Raw genomic sequence first — 20,279 nt, 5'->3', positions numbered from 1 at the left:
AGCGCTCCTGCCACGCACGTCTAGGGCGTGGTCAGGCCCAGATGTGCTTCCAGCAGGGCCACGTTGCGCAGGTCGGCCTTGAAGGCGGTATCAAATATATCGCCCAGCACGGGCACGAGATCAGCCGCCGCCTCGATCAGCACATTGACCAGCATGCGGGCCAGCACCGGCTGGCTGGCACCGAGCGTCCAGCTTTTCCAGATGATGTAGAGGGAGGGGATGACCATGATCGCCGTGCCGCCTACGGGCAGCAGCCCGATCACCGTATCAAGCCCCCAGCGAGCCTTCGTGCCGGGAATACGGAAGGCGGCATCGAGCAGGGTCGCCAGTTTCCGCAGCCGTGCAACTTCAGCACGGATATCGGCGGGCCGCGCGCTGGCGGCCGAAGAAGCAAAAGCGTTCATAGCGATATTATGGGGTGTGCCATGAGGCGTTACAATGCGGCTGGCATCAGGCCGCACGCTTTAAAAATGGAGAAAAGTTTTTGGTAAGGCTTTTTTCAAAACGCTCCCCAAAGCCCGGCCTCACCCTTGACCGGACGCGCCGCCGTCGCGATCGATATGGCCCATGTCGCGCCCCGGCGCGATCACGTCGCGCACGCGCTGCTTGAGTTCCTTCGGACCGGGAAAGCCGCCATCGCGCTTGCGCTCCCATACAAGCTGGCTGTTGACCGTAACCTCGAACCGGCCGCCGCTTGCGGGGATGAGGCTGACACTGCCCAGTTCCTCCCCAAAGGTGGAGAGCAGTTCCTGCGCCATCCAAGCAGCACGCAGCAGCCAGTTGCAGCGCGTGCAGTACAGGATGGAAATGTCGGGGCGGTCGGTCGTGGGGATCGGGTCTGTCATGGGGCGTTAATCCTGTCTCATCCAGCCGGACGGAGCCGCCCGGCTGCCCTGATGGGTATCGTGCACCGTGAACGGATATAGCGGCTTTCAGGTCATGAAGCACCGGAAAGCTTGCGGGCCATGTGCGCCCCACATATCAATAAAAACATAGATATGAAAACAGTCGATCAGGCATTTCTTGATGTGTTAATGCAAATAATGGCTGAAGATGCCTGTAATTATGATATATTTCTGAAATCCGTTTTAATTGAACCTTATGAGAATATTGATTCAGGCGAGACAATAAAGAAAGCGTTTGGGCAAGACGCTGTCATCACCGGAATTTCAGCGCCTGATTTTCAGATTGCGCGGCCAGGTCGATACCCTTTTGCGCGCAACGATAAAAGTGGAGTCCTTCCGGTTCAGGGAAGGACATCCCGCCTATCCCGTTTTCTGGGATTTTACCTTTGTTTTTACCGGCGAGACATCCGTTACGATCCTCATCGGGTCGAGTCTGGACTGACCCACCCCTCCGCCATCGCGGCGAAGGGGAAGGCGCAGGGCATTTTCAGACTGCGTGAACCAGACCTTCACGCGACCACAGGCGCAGTGCTGCACAGGTCTGGATGAAGGCGGTGGCATCATCCGCGCTTTCCAGCGCAATTACCCCGGCATCGCGCGCACGGGGGTGCAGGCCCGCTGCCGCCAGCAAAATCTCGGCGGCATCATTATGCGCGATGAATTTGGCGTGGGCGAAGGCATCGGCAATGAAGTCACGCATGGTGGCTTCATGGCGCAGCAGGTTGGCTCCTTCCACCGTGGGCAGCAGGGCGACGGCATCATACAGCACCGACGGGCCACCATTGATCTTCTGCTGCGCTACGATTTCATTACCGGCACTGTCGGTAATGCCCGCTACCGTGGGGGCGATCAGCTCAACCGTGCCATCCACGGCCTCGGTCGCGGCAATCAGGGCAGAAAGCAGGTCGGCATTGACGCCGTTGCTCACCACGATGCCCAGCTTGCGGCCCGCAAAGCTGTCCGGCCCGTTTTTGAGGATGCTCAGCGCGGGCGAGGGCTCGAGCCCTTCCACCACCGGGCGGGCGGCGCGGGCAGGTTCGGGCAGGGGGGACAGGCCAAGCCCGCTGGCAACACCTTCGGCCAGTCCGGCATCCACATGCAGCAGGTGGCTGACCATGCGCGCGCGGATGGCGGGGGTTTCGACCTTGCTCAGTTCGAACACAAAGGCATCGCGCATGTGGGTCTGTTCCACCGGCGTCTGGCTGATGTAGAACTGCCGGGCCTGGCTGTAATGATCAGCGAAGGTTTCCGAACGCTGGCGCACCTTGGGGCCGGATTCTTCCGCGGGGTAGGAGGTGTAGCCCGCAGGCGTCTCACGCGGGCCACCGGTGGGCTGCGACCAGGAGTTGGGCTCGTAATTGGCCCGCCCCTTGGGGTTGTGCATGGCCATATGTCCATCCTGCTGGAAGTTGGCGAACGGGCATTTGGGTGCGTTTATGGGGATATGCGTGAAGTTGGGGCCGCCGAGCCGCTTGGTCTGGGTGTCGAGGTAGGAAAAATTGCGCCCCTGCAGCAGCGGGTCGTTGGTGAAGTCGATGCCGGGGATGATGTTCTGGGTGCAGAACGCCACCTGCTCGGTCTCGGCAAAAAAATTGTCGGGCATGCGGTCGAGCACGAGGCGGCCCACACGGCGCACGGGCACCAGTTCCTCGGGGATCAGCTTGGTGGGGTCGAGAATGTCGAAGTCGAAGCTGTCGGCGAACGCATCATCAAACAACTGCACGCCCAGTTCCCATTCGGGGAAATTGCCGGAGTTGATGGCCTGCCACAGGTCACGACGGTGGAAATCGGGGTCAGCGCCGTTTATCTTGAGCGCCTCGTTCCACACCACCGATTGCAGGCCCAGCTTGGGCTTCCAGTGGAATTTGACGTAGGTGGATTTGCCCTCCGTATCGATCAGGCGGAAGGTATGCACCCCGAATCCTTCCATGAAGCGGAAGGAGCGGGGGATGGCGCGGTCCGACATGGCCCAGCAGACCATATGCGTGGCCTCGGGCGAGAGTGAAACGAAATCCCAGAAATTGTCGTGCGCTGTCTGCGCCTGCGGAAAGTCGCGGTCCGGCTCCTGCTTGGCGGCATGCACGAAATCGGGAAACTTGATGGCATCCTGAATGAAAAAGACCGGGATATTGTTGCCTACCAGATCCCAGTTGCCCTGGCTGGTATAGAGCTTGACGGCAAAGCCGCGCACGTCGCGCACCACATCGGCCGAGCCCTTGTTGCCCGCAACGGTGGAAAAACGCACGAAAGCGGGGGTGCGCTCGCCTACCTTGTTGAAGATATCAGCCTTGCACACATCGGCGAGGCTGTCAGTCAGTTCAAAATAGCCATGTGCGCCGTAGCCACGGGCATGGACCACGCGTTCGGGGATGCGTTCATGGTCGAAATGGAAGATCTTTTCACGGAAATGGAAGTCCTCCATCAGGGCCGGACCACGTGCCCCCACACGCAGGGTATTCTGGTCATCTGACACCGCCACGCCCTGCTGGGTGGTCATGACTGGCGTATCATTACCGGCAGTCTGGTGGGTTTCGCCACCGGCGCCAGTATGGGTCGCCACGGCTTTTGGGGCTTTGGGTGTTTTTGTCATAATGGGGATGTGTCCGGGCTGGAGAGCGGGAGATGTGGCTTTTCCAACGGGTATGGGTGAGCAGGGTTTCATGCAGGTGTCGTATGACTGTTGCCAATCGTGCAGCTACAGGGCACAGGAGCGCATGAATTGCCTGCAGCCAGAGAGCCTTGCCATCCATGCGTAACCGTCCAGCTTTTCTGGCCGCAGCCAGCGTGCTTGCCGCCCTGTGGTGTGCCCCGGCTGTGGCCAGTCCCGAAACGGTTGATTTTACGGACCTGACCTGGACCGAAATCCGCAACGCGGTGCAGGGAGGCGATACCACCATCATCGTGCCGGTTGGCGGCACGGAACAGAGCGGGCCTTACATTGCGGTGGGCAAGCACGACGTGCGCGCCCTGCTGCTTGCCCGCCGTATTGCGCGGGCTGCGGGTCATGCTCTCGTGGCGCCGGTGGTGGCCTACGTGCCCGAAGGCGGCACGTCGCCGCGCACGTCGCACATGCGTTTTCCCGGCACCATCAGCATTACCCCTGCCACCTTCCGCGCATTGCTCAGCGATGCGGCCGAGAGCTTTCGCGTGCAGGGCTTTACGCGCGTGGTGCTGATTGGCGACCATGGCGGCTACCAGAAAGACCTGCGCACGGTGGCCGATACGCTCAACCACCGTTGGCAGGGCAAGGGGGCGCATGTGCTGTACGTGCCCGCCTATTACGATGTGGTGCCGGGCGCCTATGCCACCTGGCTGCGCCAGCATGGCCATGCAGCGGAGGTGGGCATGCATGCCGACCTGTCGGACACGGCACTGATGCTGGCCCTTGACCCGGCTCTTGTGCGAACGCAGGCGCTGCGCGCGGCCCCGCTGCCCACGGCAGCACAGGGCGTGTATGGCGGTGACCCGCGCCGCGCCGATGCAGCCCTGGGGCAGGTAGGAGCAGACATGCAGGTCAATGCCACGGTTGCGGCCATGCAACACGACGCAACAGGACGGAATTCGCCCTGATTGCGCCGCAGCCACGGCGTGCTATAGGGGCCGCGACGAACAGGATCACACTATGACACACAAGAAAAAACTACCGGTTCTGGGTCTGGGCATGCTGCTGCTGCAAGGTGGGGTGGCCATGGCGCAGGCTGTTGACACCATTCCCGGCATGCCGCCCGTGCTCGACCCCCACAACATCTATAGCGAGACCCGGGCCGATAACCTCAACCCTGAGGTCGCCAAGGATCCGCCACGCATTTACGTGCCCAACCTGCGCTCGAACAATGTGTACGTGATCGATCCGCAGACCTATACGGTCATCTCGCGCTTCAAGGTGGGCAAGAGCCCGCAGCACGTCGTGCCCGCGTGGGACCTGCGCACCCTGTGGGTGACCAACAATGCCGAGGGTACGACCAACGGCACGCTCACGCCCATCGACCCGCGCACGACCCTGCCGCTGCCTGAAGTGTCGGTGGATGATCCGTACAACATGTATTTCACCCCCGATGGCAAATCTGCCATCACGGTGGCTGAGGCGCGGCAACGGCTCGATTTCCGCGATCCGCACACCATGGCATTGCAGGGTTCGGTCTCGGTGCCGCAGTGCAAGGGCGTCAACCACGCCGATTTCTCCATCGACGGGCGTTACGCCATCTTCACCTGTGAGTTCGGTGGTTATCTGGCCAAGGTCGATACGGTCAACCGCACGGTCGTGGGCTACCTCAAGCTTTCGGGCGGGGGCATGCCGCAGGATATCCTGACCGCGCCCGACGGGCACAAATTCTACGTGGCCGACATGCATGCCGATGGCGTGTTCGTGATTGATGGCGACAGTTTCCGCGAGACGGGCTTCATCCCCACCGGCGTTGGCACCCATGGTCTGTATCCCAGCCGTGATGGCACGAAAATGTACGTTGCCAACCGTGGCTCGCACAAGATTCACGGGCCGCCGCACAGCAAGGCCGGTGGCGTGAGCGTGATCGACTTTGCAACAGATAAGGTGGTGGCCAACTGGCCCATTCCCGGTGGCGGCAGCCCTGACATGGGCAATGTCAGCAATGATGGCAAAACGCTATGGCTTTCGGGCCGGTTTGATGATGTCGTCTATGCCATCGACACCACCACCGGGGCCATGCGCAAGATCCCTGTGGGGCTGGAACCCCATGGCCTGACCGTATGGCCGCAGCCGGGCCGCTACTCGATCGGGCATACCGGTATCCTGCGTTAAAATATTATCATTAAAAAATAAAAGTTTGTGGGATGTCGCCGTTTTGAAAAAAAGGGCGGCATCTTTTTTTTGAGCCTGAAACAAAAACTTTTGCATGATGCCCCCGCTCTTTGCTGGCAATATCTGCCATACGCAATGGGGGCCGTCCGGTCATGACACCGTTAAAACAGAACACCGCCATCCGCTTCATCACCGGGCCCTCAAGCCTTGGTATGGTCATGGTCGCACTTGGGCCGGAGGGTCTGGTGGCGATCATGCTGGATGCGGATGAGCACGCGCTGCAAGAAGCCGTTGTGGCGTCTTTTCCCGCAGCACAGGCCGGGGGCGCGGATGATGCGGCGCTGGCACATTGGCTGGAGGTCGTGACCGCCTGCATCGAGGCCCCGTGGGCCATGCCCGACATGCCGCTTGCGGTGCAGGGCACGCCTTTCCAGAAGCAGGTATGGCAGGCCTTGCGCGATATACCCTGCGGGCACACCATCACCTATGGCGAACTTGCGGCCCGTATTGGTCGGCCGGGTGCCGTGCGGGCGGTGGCCGGGGCCTGTGCGGCTAACCGGCTGGCCGTGGTGGTACCTTGCCATCGCGTCATCCGCCATGATGGCAGCCTGTCAGGCTATCGCTGGGGCGTGGTCCGCAAGCAGGTACTTCTGGCGCGGGAGCGAGCGTGGCGCATGGGGGAAAAATGATAACGGTTTTTTGGTAATGCCTTTTTTTTCAAAAGGCTTCGCCAAAAACTTCTTTATTGCTGTTTTTTGAGAAATTTAAAAAAACCGCAGGTGACGGCCCAAGGCTGTTCCCTGCGGTTCCAGTTTACGGATTGCAGCCCGCTTTATGCGTGGGGCAATCCACCGTAATAGGTATCGACCTGCTGGCCATAGGTGTCGTTGCTCCAGTCAGGCGACATGTCCTGCGCATAGGCCGGCGCGCCTTCAAGCTGCTCGCGCGTGAGGGACACGATGTAGCCGCCCTGGCTGGGGTCGTAATGCAGGGCTTTCCAGGGCAGGGGGTGGTAGCTGTTCCCCATGCCCATGAAGCCGCCAAAGCTCATGACAACATAGGCGACATCGCCTGAAATCTTGTCGACCATGAAATACTTGACCGTGCCCAGTTTTTCGCCCGCCGGTGAATACACGGCCGTGCCTTCAACCTGGTCGGACGAAATGAGGTCATGCTTGTTGGTCATTGTGTTGCTTGCCGTAGCAGACATGAAACTTCTCCTTGCCGGTTCTTCGTGCCGCGCCACGCAGGGGCATGCCTGCCTTCTCGTGTGGCTGTGGCGCGGGTCCTGTTACAAAGGGGGGGAAGGCGGTACGGCACAGCCATGGCCTTCTCCTGCCCTGAGCCGGTGCGTTCAGGTTTTGGTGTGGCTGTGCTGGCCGCCCTTGCGCCCGGCCTGCGCCGCCCGCTCGGGGTCATCGGCAAAATTGCCGGAAGGGTGTTCTGTGCCCTTGTGGCTGGCCTGGGTGGTTTTTCCCGCCTCATGGCCGGTGCCGCCGTGGCTGTGCTGGCCACCCTTGCGCCCGGCCTCGGCGGCGCGTTCCGGGTCGCGGGCAAAGTTGCCAGAACTGTTCTGGCCCCCTTTATGCCCTGCCTCGGCCGCTTTTGCGCGGTCATTGGCAAAGTTGCCGGGATTGTGTGCGGCACCGCCACCCCCGCGGCTATCGGCAGGGGCCAGGGCGATACGGTTATGCAGGGAGATATGAGAATTCATGATCTTCACCTTTCGCTGGCAGCGGCTACAGGGGACCCTTGTTTTTCCTCGTTTCATCATGGGGTTTACTGAGGAAGCGATCCCGGGAACGCCCGCTGTGAGGAGATCAACGATGCATCCCTTACCCGGTTGCGGTCGGGCTGCATAAAATAAAAAAATAGGCCATTACAATAAGCGGGCATGCCGGAATGAGTCCGTCCACAATAAAATTAAGACCATATACCTTATAATTCATGCCAATCTCGGGCGGGGAGGGGTGAAGTAAGGGAAAAGCTATTGCACGAGGATTTGGTGCAGCGCGTCAATGCACCCGGCACTTTGTGTTGCGTGGCGACACGCAGCGGGCCTTGTCGTGGTCCGGTTCATGTGGGTGCTGGCTATAAGGCCCCGATCAAGGCGACAAACCGGAAATACAGGCGGCGAAAGCCGCTTCATCTGCGTTTTTGCGGCCTTGTGGTCTACTCGGCTGCCATCTGCGTCAGCATGTCGCCATATTGCGCCAGCATGGCTACCACTTCCATCAGTACGGATTGCAGGCGCACAAAGCCTTCATGCGGCTGCAGGGTGTCCTGATCCATATACAGCGCCCGGCCCATTTCCAGTTGCAGGGCCTGCACGCCACGCCGTGGCCGCCCGTAATGACGGGTCACATATCCCCCTGCAAAAGGCACGTTGCGCGCAACGCTGTAGCCGTGGCCTGTCAGCACATGTTCCACCAGCGCTGTCATCTGCTGGGTGCAGGCCGTGCCCCAGGCATTGCCCAGAACAAAATCCGGCTGCTCCCCGCGTCCCTTCACCACAGGCATGGAATGGGCATCAAGCAGGAGGCAGAAGCCATGTCGCGCCACGCAGTCATGCACCAGCCCGGCGAGGGCATCATGATAGGGTTGCCAGCAGGTGCGTACCCGCTTTTCCGCCTCCGCAAAGGGGAGCGGGCGCGCATAGATCGGCCCATCACGCGAGGCAATGCGGGCAATGGTGCCAAATCCCGCCTTGACCTTGCGGCTGGTGGTATTGCACCAGGCGGGCAGGGGCTCGCGAAACATGGTGGGGTCGAGTTCCCATGCCTCGCGGTTCACATCGCAATAGGCTCGTGGAAAGGTAGCGTGCAGCAGGGTGGCCCCCTGCCTGGGTGCTGCTTCAAACAACTGCTCCACATAACAGTCTTCGCTACGCCGCAGCGCAAGGGCGCCCAGCCGGGACAGGCGCAGGAACTCTGGCATGTAGTTGCGCCCCGAATGGGGAGACGCCACGATAACCGGCCGGTGGATGCCTTGTGGTTCAATGATATGGAAGGGCGGCACGGCGCGTTCCGTCATGCGGGTTTTCCCATAGGGAACAGCCGCATAGGAAAAGATGGCGGGAACGGAAAGGCAGGACAGCGCATGGCCGCCATAGGGGCAGGCGGCAGCTTGGGGGTCAATGCGTTTTTTTTGAAAAGGGGGGTTGCATCTGTCTGAAAGGGCCAGTAAAAGCCATTTCAGCGGACGCCGCGGGCGCATAGCTCAGCGGTAGAGCACTATCTTGACATGGTAGGGGTCACAGGTTCAATCCCTGTTGCGCCCACCACGGCGTCCCGCAAAACTCCCGAATATTGAAGTGATGTGTGATAATCCCCTACGGGGAAAGTCCACTATCCTTCGTATTTATTCGTGGGTTATTGCCCGGATCCGTGCAAAATCCGTATAGTCATTTTTGTCATCTAGAGCAGAATGTCTGGGTCATGCGCCTACCATTGCCTCCGGTAGCGCTCCCAAAAATTAAAATAATATGTGATGCCTTCCGCAGCAGGGAATTATCGCCTGTTCCGAAGTCATTCAGGCAATGTCGCCTTTTTTCCCAAAGGCAGTTAATGCCGCAATTCGCATCATAAAACGTGGCCAAGCCACGTGGAGGCGGGGCCGGTTACATGTAACCGGCCCCGTTCTGCGTTCAGGCAGTTTTGGGATCTGTCCCGGCAGCAGCCGGGGTCTGGGTATTGACAGCCTGGGGCAGCAGATGGGCCAGAACAGGCAGGATGGTCGCGGCAGGCAGGCCGGTCTTGTCCACCATGGCCTGAACCTGCTGGTTGCTCAGCAGCGTGCGCAGTTCATCGGTCGAGATGGGCAGGTTGTGGCCATCGCCAATCCATGAGCGTACCTTGTCACCCAGCCCGGCCTGTTCCGCCTGGGTCAGCAGGGTGGTGATGGTGGCGGGGGTAAGAAGCTCGGCCAGGTAGGAATGCACCTGCTCCGACAGGCCTGCCGCACCAGCCAGGTCGCTCAGCTTGCCCATAACATCATTGAAGATACCGCTCATTCTGCTTTGTTCCCGTCATGTAATTTGGTCTGTGCCGCATTATACTACACGACATAGAGTTATAGGAAATTTATATAAAACAGGACAAAAAAAAGCGGTGCATATGCACCGCTGAGTTTAGGGAGGAAACGTCCAAGAAGCAGTTGCACAAGGCAGGTCTGCTTCCAGCGGTTATGACAACCCTCACATTGTTGTGTCAACAAAAAAACGTATGTTCATTTTCGTGCCTGATACATGTGCCATGAAAGCAACGTTTTGGCGTCCGTCATGCCGATATGGGGCAGATCGGCCATGTTGATCACATGCAGGCGGATATGTTCGTGCTCGCAGGCAAGGCCGGTCTGCCGGTCCGTCAGGCTCCGGGCCAGGGGCTCATCTATTTGCAGTTCGGTATAGTACAGGCCAATCGCCTCGTCACACCCGCCCGGTGAGAGCCAGACATGCGTCAGTTCCACCAGATCCTCGGCGCGCACATGCAGGTCGGCTCCAACTTCCTCCGCCAGTTCGCGCAGGGCGGTGCTGACAAACGCGCCGCCATCAAGCATGCCCGCAGGCAGGGCCAGCAGGTCAGCTTGGGCGACCGGCACGCGGGCCTCACGCGTGAGAATGGTGCGGTCTGGGTAGCCGGGGCATTGCAGCACGACCATGACCGATACGGAATCACCCCGCAGCAGGGCCAGGCCGGGCACGGCTTTGCCATCATGCAGGGCATCAGCTTCCACAAGTATGAAGCCCATGCGTTCCGGGCCAAAGGCCACCGCATCGCGCACCAGCACATGGCGCAGCGTGAAGCGGGTGCGCATGGCCTCATGCCATCGGCGGAAATGCGGCGCGGCCAGCACACGGGCCTGCAGGGCTGCATCAATGCCTGTGGCAAAGGAAATATCGGTCATCTGGCTTCTCCATGATACGGGCCAGCGGCGCAACCGGCCTCAGGGACTGTTGAAAAGCCAGCTCAGGATACCATCACCTCAACGTGCACAAAGGCGATGCCCGATATCAAAGCATTGTTTTCACATGCTCTCAGTCTGGCGCAAACAGGCTGTTCATGATTTCACCGATCCGTTCCTGATAGGCATCCGGCGCCTGTTCGGTGGCGATGCGGCGCAGTGCATTGGCGCGCACCGTATCCCATAACGTCTGGTCACGATACAGCCGGATGACCTGCGCGGCAAAGGCGGCAGGGTCGGTTATGTCAGCACAGAGCATTTCATGGCCGTCCTGCCAGCCCGCCTGCTGGCACAGCAGCGGCGAACCGACTACGGGCAGGCCATTGGCCGCCGCCTCGTGCAGTTTATAGGCAATGCCCGCGGCAAACCGGGTGGGTGCTACAAACACGCGATACCGGTCATAGATGGGAGCTGTATCGGCTACCTGACCCAGCATGCATACATTGGGGTGCTGGCGCAAAGGACCAAGATCAACGCGCGGGTTGACATGACCGCACACGCCAAAGCGGATGTCCGGCCCGAGTTCGGCCACGAGCCGGGGCAGCACTTCGGCGCTGAACCAGGCAAGTGAGTCGAGGTTGGGGGCCTGCTGGTCATGCACCGCGCCAAGGAACAGGATGTCCCGCCGTGCTTCCCAGCCCGGCCCCATGGCGCGGGGCACCTGCGCATGGCCCAGAACGGAGACATTATCAAAGCCTGCCTCACGCAGCAGGTCCGCCTCGGCCCCGTTCACCGCCACGACCCGGCGGGCAAGGAAGAGCGGGGCCAGTTCCGCCGCCAGCCGCGCGGCAAAGGGCTGGGGGCTGTCAAGGCCGTGCAGACGCTCATAGGCCACGTCGCGGCAGGTTGCCAGAGCCTCGGTATCGACCACGATGCGGTCGGTCGGAATACTGGAAGCGGCCTCGTTGAAGATGGAGGCGATGCGGGCGGCATTATGGGTGCGGGCGATCCAGATTGCATCGAAGCAGCTGCGGCGTTCCTGCAAGAAAGCACTCAGGTCGGGCAGTTCGCGGTCGTGAATGACCTCGACCTGATCGGGGAAGGCCGCGCGGATCGTAGCCAGATCTTCAATCGGGCGGAAAATGGGGTAGACCGTAACACGGTAGCCCAGGGCCGCCAGCGCCGTGATGATGTCGTTCGATCGCGTGAAGCCCGAGCCCAGATACCGTAATGGCAGCCTGTCTTCGATGAACAGCACATGGCCGCGCCCGGCATCGGCATGTCGGGCGCGGGCCTGCAGCGGGTCGTGCCGCAGGGGCCTGCGCCGCAGTTCCGGCCCATGGCGGCGCGTGAACAGGGCGCTGTTGCGTGCGATCAGACGCGAGGCGCTGGTGGCGTCCGATGTGCCACATTCATAATGCACAAGGCATACGGTGGGATCGTACAGGATGCGGTAACCCTGCGCACGGATGCGCAGGCACAGATCCGTCTCCTCAAAATAGGCGGGGGCATAGGCTTCATCAAACCCGCCAAGCGCCTGCGCCACATCGGTGCGGACCATAAGGAACACGCCCGAGCAGAAATCGACCGCGCGCACAAATCCGGCTTCGGGCACGGCGGGGTGGGCATCGCGCATGTAGCCCTGCACCGAGCCATCGCGCCATACAATGCTGCCTGCCTCCTGCAACACGCCATGGGTGCGGATGATGCGTCCGCCCACAGCCCCTGTCGCCCCGTCAGCCATGAGGCGGGCCAGCGCGTTGGCAATCGCGCCGTATTGCAGGTCCACATCGTTGTTGAGGAACAGCACGGCAGGCGCCGCCACTCTGGCGAGGCCCGCATTGCACCCGCGCACGAAGCCGATATTGCCTGCAAAGCGCAGCACCTCGATGCCTTTTACATGCTGCTCGATATGGGCCACGCCATCGCGCGAGCCGGAATCCACCACGATCACCTGCAGCGCGCCCGCGTAGTTGGCCCGCAGCGAGGCCAGCGTGGACATGGTCATTTCAAACTGGTCATGGGCGATGATGATGACACTGAGCGCGGGCGGTTCGCTGGCACTGAAATCGATGCCCGTTGCCAGCAGCAGCGGCAGGCGCACGGCGCACATGTGGCGGAACAGGGCGCGGGCCTGCGCCTCGGTTACAGGCGGCGGGGCTGCAGGGCGCAAATCGGGGCGGGCGGTGAGGTAGTGGCCAAAACCATCCCGCGCGCGGCCTGCCGCCACATCGGCCTGAATGGCGGGATCACGCATGTATTGCGCTAGGTCCAGCATCGAGCATGGCTTGCGCTGCTCATGCACGCCGTCGCGCAGGAAGTGGGCATAGCCGTTGCGTAGCTCGCCCCGTTCTACCGCCTCGAGCACGTCGGGGTTGACGGCGCAGTAGAACGATTCAGAAAACAGGGGGCCAGGGTCAAAGGCCAGCGGCGTGGCATTGCACAGATAATGGTGCAGGGCGGATTGCCACAACCCTTGCGTAATTTCGGCCTGCACGTCGGGGTAGGTGCGTGCGTACCATTCGGCATCGAAATAGGGCGAGAGCGTGCGACAGGGCAGGGCCGTGGCCCCGCGCAGCAGGTAATCGGCAAAAGGATGGGTGAGGGTGCTGCCTTCTCCCTCAGGAGCCAAGGCGAGATAGGTGGCCGGGTCAAAAAAGCATGACCCGGTGCGCATCTCCGCATCGCCCGTGCGCAGGTAATGGTCGTAGCCATTGCGGTAGCCGGCCTGCTCGAGGCCGGCCTGCGTCATGTCGGGGTAGGCGGCGCGGTAGGCGTGCTCGTCAAACAGCCAGTGCGGGTTGTGGTCATGCAGGCCCGCGTTCAGGTAATGGTCGAACCCGCTGCGCCATATGCCCTGCGCCACAAGGGCGGCCACGTCAGGGTAGGTGGTGCAGTACCATTCCTCATCAAAGAACGGGTTGGGGGCGTGGCGCAGGGCCGCGCCATGCTCGTGGTAGAAATCAAATGCCTGCGCGGGTGTTACGTCCATAAGGTCCAGCACCGCCGTATAGCGGGCATGGTACCATGCGGCATCGAAACTGGCCCAGCGGGCAGCCATTTCCGCATGATCGGGGGAAACAGCCATTCTCAATCCCTGTCTCGTTCCTGTTCACGGCGTTATGCCCGCAAAAGGTTAAGAGACGGTTTGAAACGCCCGTTTTTGAAACACGCTGCCCATCATGCCGCATCAGCTCCGTGCGGACTGCCGCCATGCCGGGTGGCCCCATGTGTTCATGATCACGACCCCCAGCATGACCACGCCACCGCCAAGCAGCGTGCGGGCTGCGGGTACTTCCCCCGTCAGGGCAAAGGCCAGCAGCATGGTGACGGGGGGCAGGGTATAGAGCAGGGCGGAGCCACGCGCAGCCCCCATGTGACTGATGACGAAGGTCCATGCGCCGTAGCCCAGTGCTGCGGGAAAGACGGCCAGTTCAACCACGGCTGCCGTGCACGACCACGGCGCATGGACGATAACCATGCAGGCACGGGGCAGCCACGGTAGCAGCAGCAGTCCCCCCGCAATGAGAATATAGGCAATGGTGGGCAGCGCCCCATAGCGCGGCGTGAGCTGGCGCAGCATGATGGTATAGATTGCGGAGCACAGGGCGGCGGCCAGCACCATGGTTGCCCCGGAGCCAAACGCAATGCCGCCTGCCTGCCCCCCCGCGATCAGGATCACGCCTGAGAAACTGATCACCGACCCCGCCCAGCCCCAACCGGTCAGCCGCTCGCCCAGAACGGGCATGGCGATCAGCGCGGTCATGAGCGGACACGAACTGATGAGCAGGCTTGCCGCCCCGGCCGAGACCGTGACCTCACCCATGTTGAAGAGTACATTATAAAGGGCAATGCCAATGCCCGCGCAGGCCAGTATGCGCGGCACATCCCGCCAGGCAGGCGGCGGCACGCGCCTGCAGGCCAGCCACAGGGCCGCGAGCACCGCCGCCACCGCGTAACGGATGGCGGCCAGCGGTACCGGCGGCATGTCGCGCAATGCAATGCGCACCACCGGGTAGGCGCTGGCCCATGACAGGATGGCCACAGCCACGGCAAGCGGCAGCATGCGGGCTGTCAGGCTCTTGTTGCTCATGCTTCCTGCATAGCAGGGTTTTGACGGATTTAAACCCCGCGCGTCGTTCCGCCCTGCGCCAGGGCAGATCAGTCCTTGCTGGCAGGCGGCTGGGCCGAAATATCGGCCACCTGGGCGCTGGCAGCTTTCTGCGCATCAGCCGGGGCAAGGGCGACGACAAGCCCCTGGTCGCCAGCGTTGATATAGACCGTGGGTTGCGCGATCGCCGCAGCCGACAGCACGACAGGCATGGGGGTGGCCTGCCCGAACGGGCTGGTGCCACCGGAGCGGAAGCCGGTCAGTGCCGCGGATTTCTCGGGCGGCATCATGCGGGCATTGCGCCCCCCGAACAGGGCCGCCACCGCCTTGAAGTTGACCCTGTGGTCGGCTGGCACCACAAGGCAGACGGGTGTCGTGCGGTCCACTTCCACCACCAGCGTCTTGAGCACGCAGGCGGGGTCCGCTCCGATGGAGGATGCGGCCTGCATGCCGATCAGCCCGCCACCGGGCGCATATTCGTAATGATGCACCGAAAACGGCACGCCACTGGCAGCGAGAAATTCGGTAGCCTTTGTCTGTTGTGTCATGCTGTGTGTTTTCACCCCTCTGGTGCGGCCCATGCTGGCTGCTGCAACGCCAAGAATAAAATGGCACCCGGTGGCATGCAAGGGCAGGTGGCCCGTGCTTTATGCCCGCTCCGTGCCCCGCATAACAGCTGGCAGCGCGAGCAGGATCAGCGCTCCCCCCATTCCTGCAAGCGATCGTGCGCCCCAAAGCCCGTAGCCCAGCGCGCCCGCGGTGCCTCCCAGCAGGAAGGAGGCGATGATCGCGCCATGAAGGCGCAGCCGCGTTGTTACGTCAGGTGAGGGAGAGGCCCGGTTTTCCATCCACTGGGCCAGTTCCAGTCCGAGATCGGTCAGCATGCCGGTCATGTGCGTGGTGCGTACCCGCGCACCCGAAATATGGGTAACCGTGGCGTTTTGCATCCCCATAAGAAAACTCAGGCTATAGCCCAGCACTCCGGCACCTGACCCCGCAGGCAGGCAGGCCGCCATCAGCCCCAGCGCCACGAGTGCCATGCCTTCCAGCAAGATGATGCGGGCATGCATGCAGGCTACGCCTCGCCTGCACCCGGCCCTGAGGCGAAGTGTCGCTACCACGGCCCCTGCCACGAAGGAAATGACCAGCCCCAGGCCACACAGCACGGCCATGCGGCCGCCCTGCACCAGCCCTGTAGCCATGCCCGAAAGGTTGCCTGTCATGTTCGCTGCATAGGAACCGACCGCCAGGAAACCACTCACATTCACGCCGCCTGCCACAGCGGCGAGCGTGCAGCCCAGCCTGAAGTCGGTTCTGATACTGCGTGATGGGCCTTCGTGAACCAGCATATCCGTTTTCCGCCTGACGCGGGACAGTCTGCGCCATGATGGTGGTATCGGCCAAGGGAGGCGGCAAATGCAACCTGCAATACCATAAACCGCTGGCTGGATCATATAGGCGCGAGGCCGCAAAGGGGAATGACGCAACCTCAGGTAGTAATTTTCTAATAACGTTATGAATATTTCTTATTGAGACATTGTGCGCAGCCACACGCTTGCACCCGGTTGCAAGATCTGGCGCCGCGCGCGCGGCCTGCCTGATTTTTGCCATAATTCCTGAAATGATTTTAATCGAACCATTTCATTATACGATTATGGTAAGCTTGAGCACTGACGCTTTCATAAATATTGATATCGTACATATGAATATATGTTCATAATACGATGCCTTTCCAAGGTCATGAATACAGATACTCCTTGGCATGATCCGTAAATATACCAGCATCATCACGGTTATAGGAAAATATACCTAAATACTAATTTTTCAACCAGGGAAAGAATGTTCTAGAAGTGAACAGGTGTATTTTAAGTGATTTTTTATGGACTGATGTAAATAAAAACATAAACCATAAGGTTAAGAGATATTAACTTAATATTTTGTTTCAACTTTTTGCAAGAAAATACGATTTCCACATTAATTCTATCCCTGCATGCAACCCGAAAGCGCAAGAGGCCGCTCTTTTGGATCTATTTTTTACAATCGAGGGTTGTTGTTCTCATTTTTTCACCTCAAATATTCCGATCTATACATATGGACAGCCACGCATGATGGTGGCATGTTCCGAAAAAATACCTAATGAATTTACTTAAGTGATGATGAAGTGTTTACGTCTCCAGCAAACCGGGATGCAGCGGGCCTGCCTTCAGCCTGCCCGTGCCGGTACTGGAGCAGCATGGGTAAGTAATGATCGATATCCTGATTTGTGATGCCCACCTTTATGTTGACCGTGAATGGGAAATTCCCGATGGCTGGATTGCGATCCGGGAAAACCGCATCCACGCCGTTGGCTCCGCGGGCGATCCCCGGCCTGAGGCCCGCCGCGTCATAAGCGCACGCGGGCGGCTGGTCACGCCCGGGCTGGTCAATGCCCATCACCACATGGTCCAGAACCTGACGCGCTCGTATGCGCCGGTCACGCGCAGCAAGCTCTTCACATGGCTGCAGACGCTCTATCCCCTGTGGACCGCGCTCGATGAGGAGGCAACCTATCTTGCCACCTACGTGGCCATGGTGGAGCTGCTCATGGGCGGGTGTACCACCTCAATGGACCATATGTACATCCATCCCCGGCCCCGCCTGATCGATGCGCAGTTCCGCGCGGCGCATGATATCGGGTTCCGTTTCTACGCGATACGCGGCAGCATGACCCGCTCGGTGGAAGAGGGCGGCCTGCCCCCCGCCGCCCTCGTGCAGGATGAAGAGACCATCATGGCCGATTGCGAGCGGCTGGTCGGCCTGTTCCATGACCGCGCGCCCGGTGCCATGGGACGGGTGGCTCTTGGCCCGGCATCACTGTTCTCGGCCTCCGAACGGATCATGCGGGATTCCGTCACACTGGCCGATCGCCATGACCTGCGCCTGCACACCCATCTGGCCGAGGACATGGAGGAAGATGATTACAGCCTGAGCGTTTATGGCTGCACGCCAACCGAGCATTTCGAGCAGTTGGGCTGGGCCAGCCCGCGCTCATGGGTGGCCCATTACATCTATCCTTCTTCGTCCGAGATCGACCGCCTTGCCCAGGCCGGGGTGAGCGTGGTGCAGTGTCCCGGCTCGAACATGATGATTGGCGGTGGCAGCGCCGACGTGCAGAATTTGCAGGAGCGCGGCATGCGCGTTGGGCTGGGCTGCAACGGTTCGGCCACGACCGACCATGCCTCGATGTGGATGGAAACCCGCAACGCCATGCTGCTTGGTCGCATGCGGGGCGGACCGGAATCCATGGGTGCGCGTGAGGCGCTGGACATGGCCACGCGCGGCGGAGCCGCCTGCCTGGGGTGGGAAGACGAAATCGGCCATCTGCGCCCCGGCGCCTGCGCGGATCTTGTTATCTGGCATATCTCCGATGTGGCGCTGGCGGGCGCGCTGACCGATCCGGTCGAGGCCTGGCTGCGCTGTGGCCCCGCCGTGGCGGGCACCACGATCGTCAACGGCCGGGTGCTGGTGGAGGACTGCGAACCCTGCCTGCAGGGGCTTGGCGATATCCTGCGTGATCATGCCCGACAGGCGCGCCGCATCCAGCAACTCGACTGAGAAGGCTGCGGCCCGATCCTCCATGCGTGGCCCCACAGCCGCGCACCCCGGCGCAGAACGGGCCACGAAACCATATGCCCCTTCGAAAGATCGTTTATTTTACGGCATGAATGAAAATCTTCATGTTTTTTCCACAGAGTTATCTTTCTGACTATCCCCGGAATCTGTGGATAAGGCCGTGCCCCTAATTATACCGGCAGGGCTGGTTGGCAACCGGTGCCGCATCGGACTGGATCACCATAAGCGTGACCGGGCCATCGCCTATATTGCCCGCGTCATGGCCTTTTTTGCCGCGAAAGGGACCATTGGCCATGGGGCGCACGGCCTGGTCCTCGCCAAACAGGATGTCGCCGGGGCCCATTTCCACCCGCGTGCCATCCATTGCCCGCACATACCACCGCCCCTGTAGCGGAATGATCCACTGGGGCTTGGGGTCGGGGTGCCAGGTGCCATTCCAGTGCGCGGGCTGGACCGTCATCATGATGGTTGCCATCTGCGGGGCCATGGGGTCCTGCCATTGCGGCCCGGCTGGGGGCGACATGCTCTTGAGAAAGAAAGCATGCACCGGGCAGGTGGTGATATGGCTCACGCCTTTGTCATCAGCCCATAAATGCCGGTACAACCGCTGGGGTGGGGCGGGCTGGGTCGTATCGGGCACAATGCCGGGGGCTGGCGTTGCGGGGGGGCTCGCAGCCCGTGCTGCCATGCCGGGCAGAGCGAACAGGGCGGCGAGCATGAGCGTTTTGCGAATGGACATGACATGCCTCCTTGGCTGGAATGAATGGGCCTGCGTCGCCCCTTCGCCCGGTTGTGGCGCACCGTTGTGCAAGGCGCGGGCGCGCGGTTGTGCCGGCTGAGGGGAACAGGCTGGTTGCACGGCCTACGGCGTGGGTGCAGCTTCGCCATAGCTCAGACGATAGAGCGCGCCGGACAGATCATCGCTGATCAGCACGCTGCCATCGGGCAGGGGCAGCACATCCGCAGGCCGCCCCCACGCATGCTGCCCCTGGCGGAAGCCGCCCACAAGCACCTGTGGCGCTTTGGGCTTGCCATCCGCGTCAAACGCCACGTTCACCACCTGATAACCCGCAAGCTGGCTGCGGTTCCATGATCCGTGCTCGGCAATGATCAGGTTGCCATGATAGGCGGCAGGAAACTGGGTACCTTCATAAAACCGCAGGCCGAGTGCCGCCACATGCGCGCCGAGCAGCAGGGCAGGCGGCGTGAATTCCGAGCAGGCATGCTGCCTGCCAAATTCCGGGTCCGGCACGTTGCCCTGATGGCAGTAGGGGTAGCCAAAGGACTGGCCGGGCGTATCGAGCCGGTTGAGTTCATCCGATGGCACGTTATCGCCCATATTGTCGCGCCCGTTATCGGTGAACCACATGACATCGCTGCCGGGCTGCCACGTGAACCCCACCGTATTGCGGATGCCGAACGCCACGTCGCGTCGGTCGGTACCATCGGGCGCCATGCTGATGATCCGGCCAAAATCATGGCCCACATCGCATATGTTGCACGGCGCGCCGATAGGCACGTACAGCCGGTTATCCGGCCCGAAGGCAATGAATTTCCATGAATGGTCGCCCATGCGGTAGGGCAGGTTGTCTGCCACGGTCTGGGGTCCGGGTGGCTTGTCGAGGTGGTTTTCAATATCGCGCAGCACGACAATGCGTTGCGTGTCGGACACATACAGGTCGCCATCATGATAGGCCACGCCTACTGGCAGGTTCAGCCCCTGGGCAATGGTGCGCACCACCACCGGGCCGCCACCATCCACGCCCGTAATGGCATAGACCCGACCCGGCCCCATGCTGCCCACGAAGATGGTGCCGCGCGCACCACGGGCGAGTTCGCGCGCGCCCGGCACGTGATCCGATACCACGCTGACATGAAACCCCGATGGCACAAGCAGCGCATCGGGTCGGGGGGCCGCCTGGGCGGGGAGGCTTACGCTGAGGGCCGTCATGCAGGCCATACCGGAGAAAGA

At 61.2% G+C, this 20,279-nt stretch carries 19 protein-coding genes and 1 tRNA gene; 6 read left to right on the top strand and 14 right to left on the bottom strand.

What is annotated here, in order from left to right:
* Positions 1-20: 20 nt before the first annotated feature.
* Both FMA36_RS14980 and FMA36_RS14975 read right to left on the bottom strand, forming a co-directional pair.
* Complete coding sequence (locus tag FMA36_RS14980) at positions 21-404, bottom strand: DUF4112 domain-containing protein (RefSeq protein ID WP_159263102.1); 384 nt, start codon at positions 402-404, stop codon at positions 21-23.
* Positions 405-524: 120 nt separating this feature from the next.
* Positions 525-845: an Rdx family protein gene (locus FMA36_RS14975; protein ID WP_159263101.1), complete on the bottom strand. Its 321-nt coding sequence runs from the start codon at positions 843-845 to the stop codon at positions 525-527.
* 153 nt (positions 846-998) lie between these two features.
* Here FMA36_RS14975 and FMA36_RS14970 point away from each other — a divergent pair, with 153 nt between their 5' ends.
* Positions 999-1,454, top strand: a complete 456-nt coding sequence (locus FMA36_RS14970; protein WP_159263100.1) for a hypothetical protein — start codon at positions 999-1,001, stop codon at positions 1,452-1,454.
* On the opposite strand, the gene FMA36_RS14965 is transcribed toward FMA36_RS14970, so the two are convergent.
* Positions 1,393-3,495: a catalase gene (locus tag FMA36_RS14965; RefSeq protein ID WP_159263099.1), complete on the bottom strand. Its 2,103-nt coding sequence runs from the start codon at positions 3,493-3,495 to the stop codon at positions 1,393-1,395. The two genes, FMA36_RS14970 and FMA36_RS14965, sit on opposite strands and share 62 nt — an antisense overlap.
* Before the next feature lie 158 nt (positions 3,496-3,653).
* On the opposite strand from FMA36_RS14965, the gene FMA36_RS14960 reads away from it, so the two are divergent.
* The 3 genes from FMA36_RS14960 to FMA36_RS14950 all read left to right on the top strand — a co-directional run bounded on the left by FMA36_RS14960 (position 3,654) and on the right by FMA36_RS14950 (position 6,371).
* Positions 3,654-4,475, top strand: coding sequence for a creatininase family protein (locus FMA36_RS14960; protein ID WP_159263098.1), 822 nt, complete (start codon positions 3,654-3,656; stop codon positions 4,473-4,475).
* A gap of 52 nt (positions 4,476-4,527) precedes the next feature.
* Positions 4,528-5,682: a YncE family protein gene (locus FMA36_RS14955; protein WP_159263097.1), complete on the top strand. Its 1,155-nt coding sequence runs from the start codon at positions 4,528-4,530 to the stop codon at positions 5,680-5,682.
* 152 nt (positions 5,683-5,834) lie between these two features.
* The gene (locus FMA36_RS14950; RefSeq protein ID WP_159263096.1) at positions 5,835-6,371 is read left to right on the top strand and encodes a methylated-DNA--[protein]-cysteine S-methyltransferase; all 537 of its coding nucleotides are present in this window, start codon (positions 5,835-5,837) and stop codon (positions 6,369-6,371) included.
* Between the two features lie 143 nt (positions 6,372-6,514).
* Here the strand turns inward: FMA36_RS14950 and FMA36_RS14945 are convergent, their stop codons facing one another.
* From FMA36_RS14945 to FMA36_RS14935, 3 genes are all read right to left on the bottom strand, one after another.
* Positions 6,515-6,892, bottom strand: coding sequence for a PRC-barrel domain-containing protein (locus tag FMA36_RS14945; protein WP_206065119.1), 378 nt, complete (start codon positions 6,890-6,892; stop codon positions 6,515-6,517).
* A gap of 144 nt (positions 6,893-7,036) precedes the next feature.
* Positions 7,037-7,396, bottom strand: a complete 360-nt coding sequence (locus FMA36_RS14940; protein ID WP_159263095.1) for a con-10 family general stress protein — start codon at positions 7,394-7,396, stop codon at positions 7,037-7,039.
* Positions 7,397-7,854: 458 nt separating this feature from the next.
* Complete coding sequence (locus FMA36_RS14935; RefSeq protein WP_159263094.1) at positions 7,855-8,715, bottom strand: N-formylglutamate amidohydrolase; 861 nt, start codon at positions 8,713-8,715, stop codon at positions 7,855-7,857.
* A 175-nt stretch (positions 8,716-8,890) separates the two neighbouring features.
* On the opposite strand from FMA36_RS14935, the gene FMA36_RS14930 reads away from it, so the two are divergent.
* Positions 8,891-8,965: transfer RNA gene (locus FMA36_RS14930), tRNA-Val, on the top strand.
* A gap of 363 nt (positions 8,966-9,328) precedes the next feature.
* On the opposite strand, the gene FMA36_RS14925 is transcribed toward FMA36_RS14930, so the two are convergent.
* The 6 genes from FMA36_RS14925 to FMA36_RS14900 all read right to left on the bottom strand — a co-directional run bounded on the left by FMA36_RS14925 (position 9,329) and on the right by FMA36_RS14900 (position 16,044).
* A complete protein-coding gene (locus FMA36_RS14925) occupies positions 9,329-9,694 on the bottom strand; it encodes a YidB family protein (protein ID WP_159263093.1) in 366 nt (121 codons plus the stop codon).
* Between the two features lie 215 nt (positions 9,695-9,909).
* Positions 9,910-10,587, bottom strand: coding sequence for an NUDIX domain-containing protein (locus tag FMA36_RS14920; RefSeq protein ID WP_159263092.1), 678 nt, complete (start codon positions 10,585-10,587; stop codon positions 9,910-9,912).
* 130 nt (positions 10,588-10,717) lie between these two features.
* Positions 10,718-13,672, bottom strand: a complete 2,955-nt coding sequence (locus FMA36_RS14915; protein ID WP_159263091.1) for a glycosyltransferase — start codon at positions 13,670-13,672, stop codon at positions 10,718-10,720.
* Between the two features lie 102 nt (positions 13,673-13,774).
* Positions 13,775-14,677, bottom strand: a complete 903-nt coding sequence (locus FMA36_RS14910; protein ID WP_159263090.1) for a DMT family transporter — start codon at positions 14,675-14,677, stop codon at positions 13,775-13,777.
* A gap of 68 nt (positions 14,678-14,745) precedes the next feature.
* A complete protein-coding gene (locus tag FMA36_RS14905; RefSeq protein WP_159263089.1) occupies positions 14,746-15,243 on the bottom strand; it encodes a YbaK/EbsC family protein in 498 nt (165 codons plus the stop codon).
* Positions 15,244-15,342: 99 nt separating this feature from the next.
* Entirely contained in the window at positions 15,343-16,044 is a 702-nt protein-coding gene (locus FMA36_RS14900) for a YoaK family protein (protein WP_159263088.1), read from the bottom strand.
* 895 nt (positions 16,045-16,939) lie between these two features.
* On the opposite strand from FMA36_RS14900, the gene FMA36_RS14895 reads away from it, so the two are divergent.
* On the top strand, positions 16,940-18,289 hold the full coding sequence (locus tag FMA36_RS14895; protein WP_159263087.1) for an amidohydrolase family protein: 1,350 nt from the start codon (positions 16,940-16,942) through the stop codon (positions 18,287-18,289).
* 184 nt (positions 18,290-18,473) lie between these two features.
* On the opposite strand, the gene FMA36_RS14890 is transcribed toward FMA36_RS14895, so the two are convergent.
* Positions 18,474-19,046, bottom strand: a complete 573-nt coding sequence (locus tag FMA36_RS14890; protein WP_159263086.1) for a cupin domain-containing protein — start codon at positions 19,044-19,046, stop codon at positions 18,474-18,476.
* 123 nt (positions 19,047-19,169) lie between these two features.
* Positions 19,170-20,267: a PQQ-dependent sugar dehydrogenase gene (locus tag FMA36_RS14885; RefSeq protein ID WP_167518063.1), complete on the bottom strand. Its 1,098-nt coding sequence runs from the start codon at positions 20,265-20,267 to the stop codon at positions 19,170-19,172.
* Positions 20,268-20,279: the final 12 nt, after the last annotated feature.

It is taken from the genome of Komagataeibacter xylinus, assembly GCF_009834365.1.
GTDB classification, from domain to species: Bacteria; Pseudomonadota; Alphaproteobacteria; order Acetobacterales; family Acetobacteraceae; genus Komagataeibacter; species Komagataeibacter xylinus_D.
This window is presented reverse-complemented; position numbering and strand designations above follow the sequence as displayed.

Bases quoted from the DNA above. Each gene is read 5' to 3' on its own strand.
- FMA36_RS14975 (WP_159263101.1), bottom strand. From the start codon at position 845: ATGACAGACCCGATCCCCACGACCGACCGCCCCGACATTTCCATCCTG.
- FMA36_RS14890 (WP_159263086.1), bottom strand. From the start codon at position 19,046: ATGTCCATTCGCAAAACGCTCATGCTCGCCGCCCTGTTCGCTCTGCCC.
- FMA36_RS14900 (WP_159263088.1), bottom strand. From the start codon at position 16,044: ATGCTGGTTCACGAAGGCCCATCACGCAGTATCAGAACCGACTTCAGG.
- FMA36_RS14935 (WP_159263094.1), bottom strand. From the start codon at position 8,715: ATGACGGAACGCGCCGTGCCGCCCTTCCATATCATTGAACCACAAGGC.
- FMA36_RS14905 (WP_159263089.1), bottom strand. From the start codon at position 15,243: ATGACACAACAGACAAAGGCTACCGAATTTCTCGCTGCCAGTGGCGTG.
- FMA36_RS14965 (WP_159263099.1), bottom strand. From the start codon at position 3,495: ATGACAAAAACACCCAAAGCCCCAAAAGCCGTGGCGACCCATACTGGC.
- FMA36_RS14925 (WP_159263093.1), bottom strand. From the start codon at position 9,694: ATGAGCGGTATCTTCAATGATGTTATGGGCAAGCTGAGCGACCTGGCT.
- FMA36_RS14970 (WP_159263100.1), top strand. From the start codon at position 999: ATGAAAACAGTCGATCAGGCATTTCTTGATGTGTTAATGCAAATAATG.
- FMA36_RS14895 (WP_159263087.1), top strand. From the start codon at position 16,940: ATGATCGATATCCTGATTTGTGATGCCCACCTTTATGTTGACCGTGAA.
- FMA36_RS14910 (WP_159263090.1), bottom strand. From the start codon at position 14,677: ATGAGCAACAAGAGCCTGACAGCCCGCATGCTGCCGCTTGCCGTGGCT.
- FMA36_RS14885 (WP_167518063.1), bottom strand. From the start codon at position 20,267: ATGGCCTGCATGACGGCCCTCAGCGTAAGCCTCCCCGCCCAGGCGGCC.
- FMA36_RS14960 (WP_159263098.1), top strand. From the start codon at position 3,654: ATGCGTAACCGTCCAGCTTTTCTGGCCGCAGCCAGCGTGCTTGCCGCC.
- FMA36_RS14945 (WP_206065119.1), bottom strand. From the start codon at position 6,892: ATGTCTGCTACGGCAAGCAACACAATGACCAACAAGCATGACCTCATT.
- FMA36_RS14980 (WP_159263102.1), bottom strand. From the start codon at position 404: ATGAACGCTTTTGCTTCTTCGGCCGCCAGCGCGCGGCCCGCCGATATC.
- FMA36_RS14955 (WP_159263097.1), top strand. From the start codon at position 4,528: ATGACACACAAGAAAAAACTACCGGTTCTGGGTCTGGGCATGCTGCTG.
- FMA36_RS14940 (WP_159263095.1), bottom strand. From the start codon at position 7,396: ATGAATTCTCATATCTCCCTGCATAACCGTATCGCCCTGGCCCCTGCC.
- FMA36_RS14915 (WP_159263091.1), bottom strand. From the start codon at position 13,672: ATGGCTGTTTCCCCCGATCATGCGGAAATGGCTGCCCGCTGGGCCAGT.
- FMA36_RS14920 (WP_159263092.1), bottom strand. From the start codon at position 10,587: ATGACCGATATTTCCTTTGCCACAGGCATTGATGCAGCCCTGCAGGCC.
- FMA36_RS14950 (WP_159263096.1), top strand. From the start codon at position 5,835: ATGACACCGTTAAAACAGAACACCGCCATCCGCTTCATCACCGGGCCC.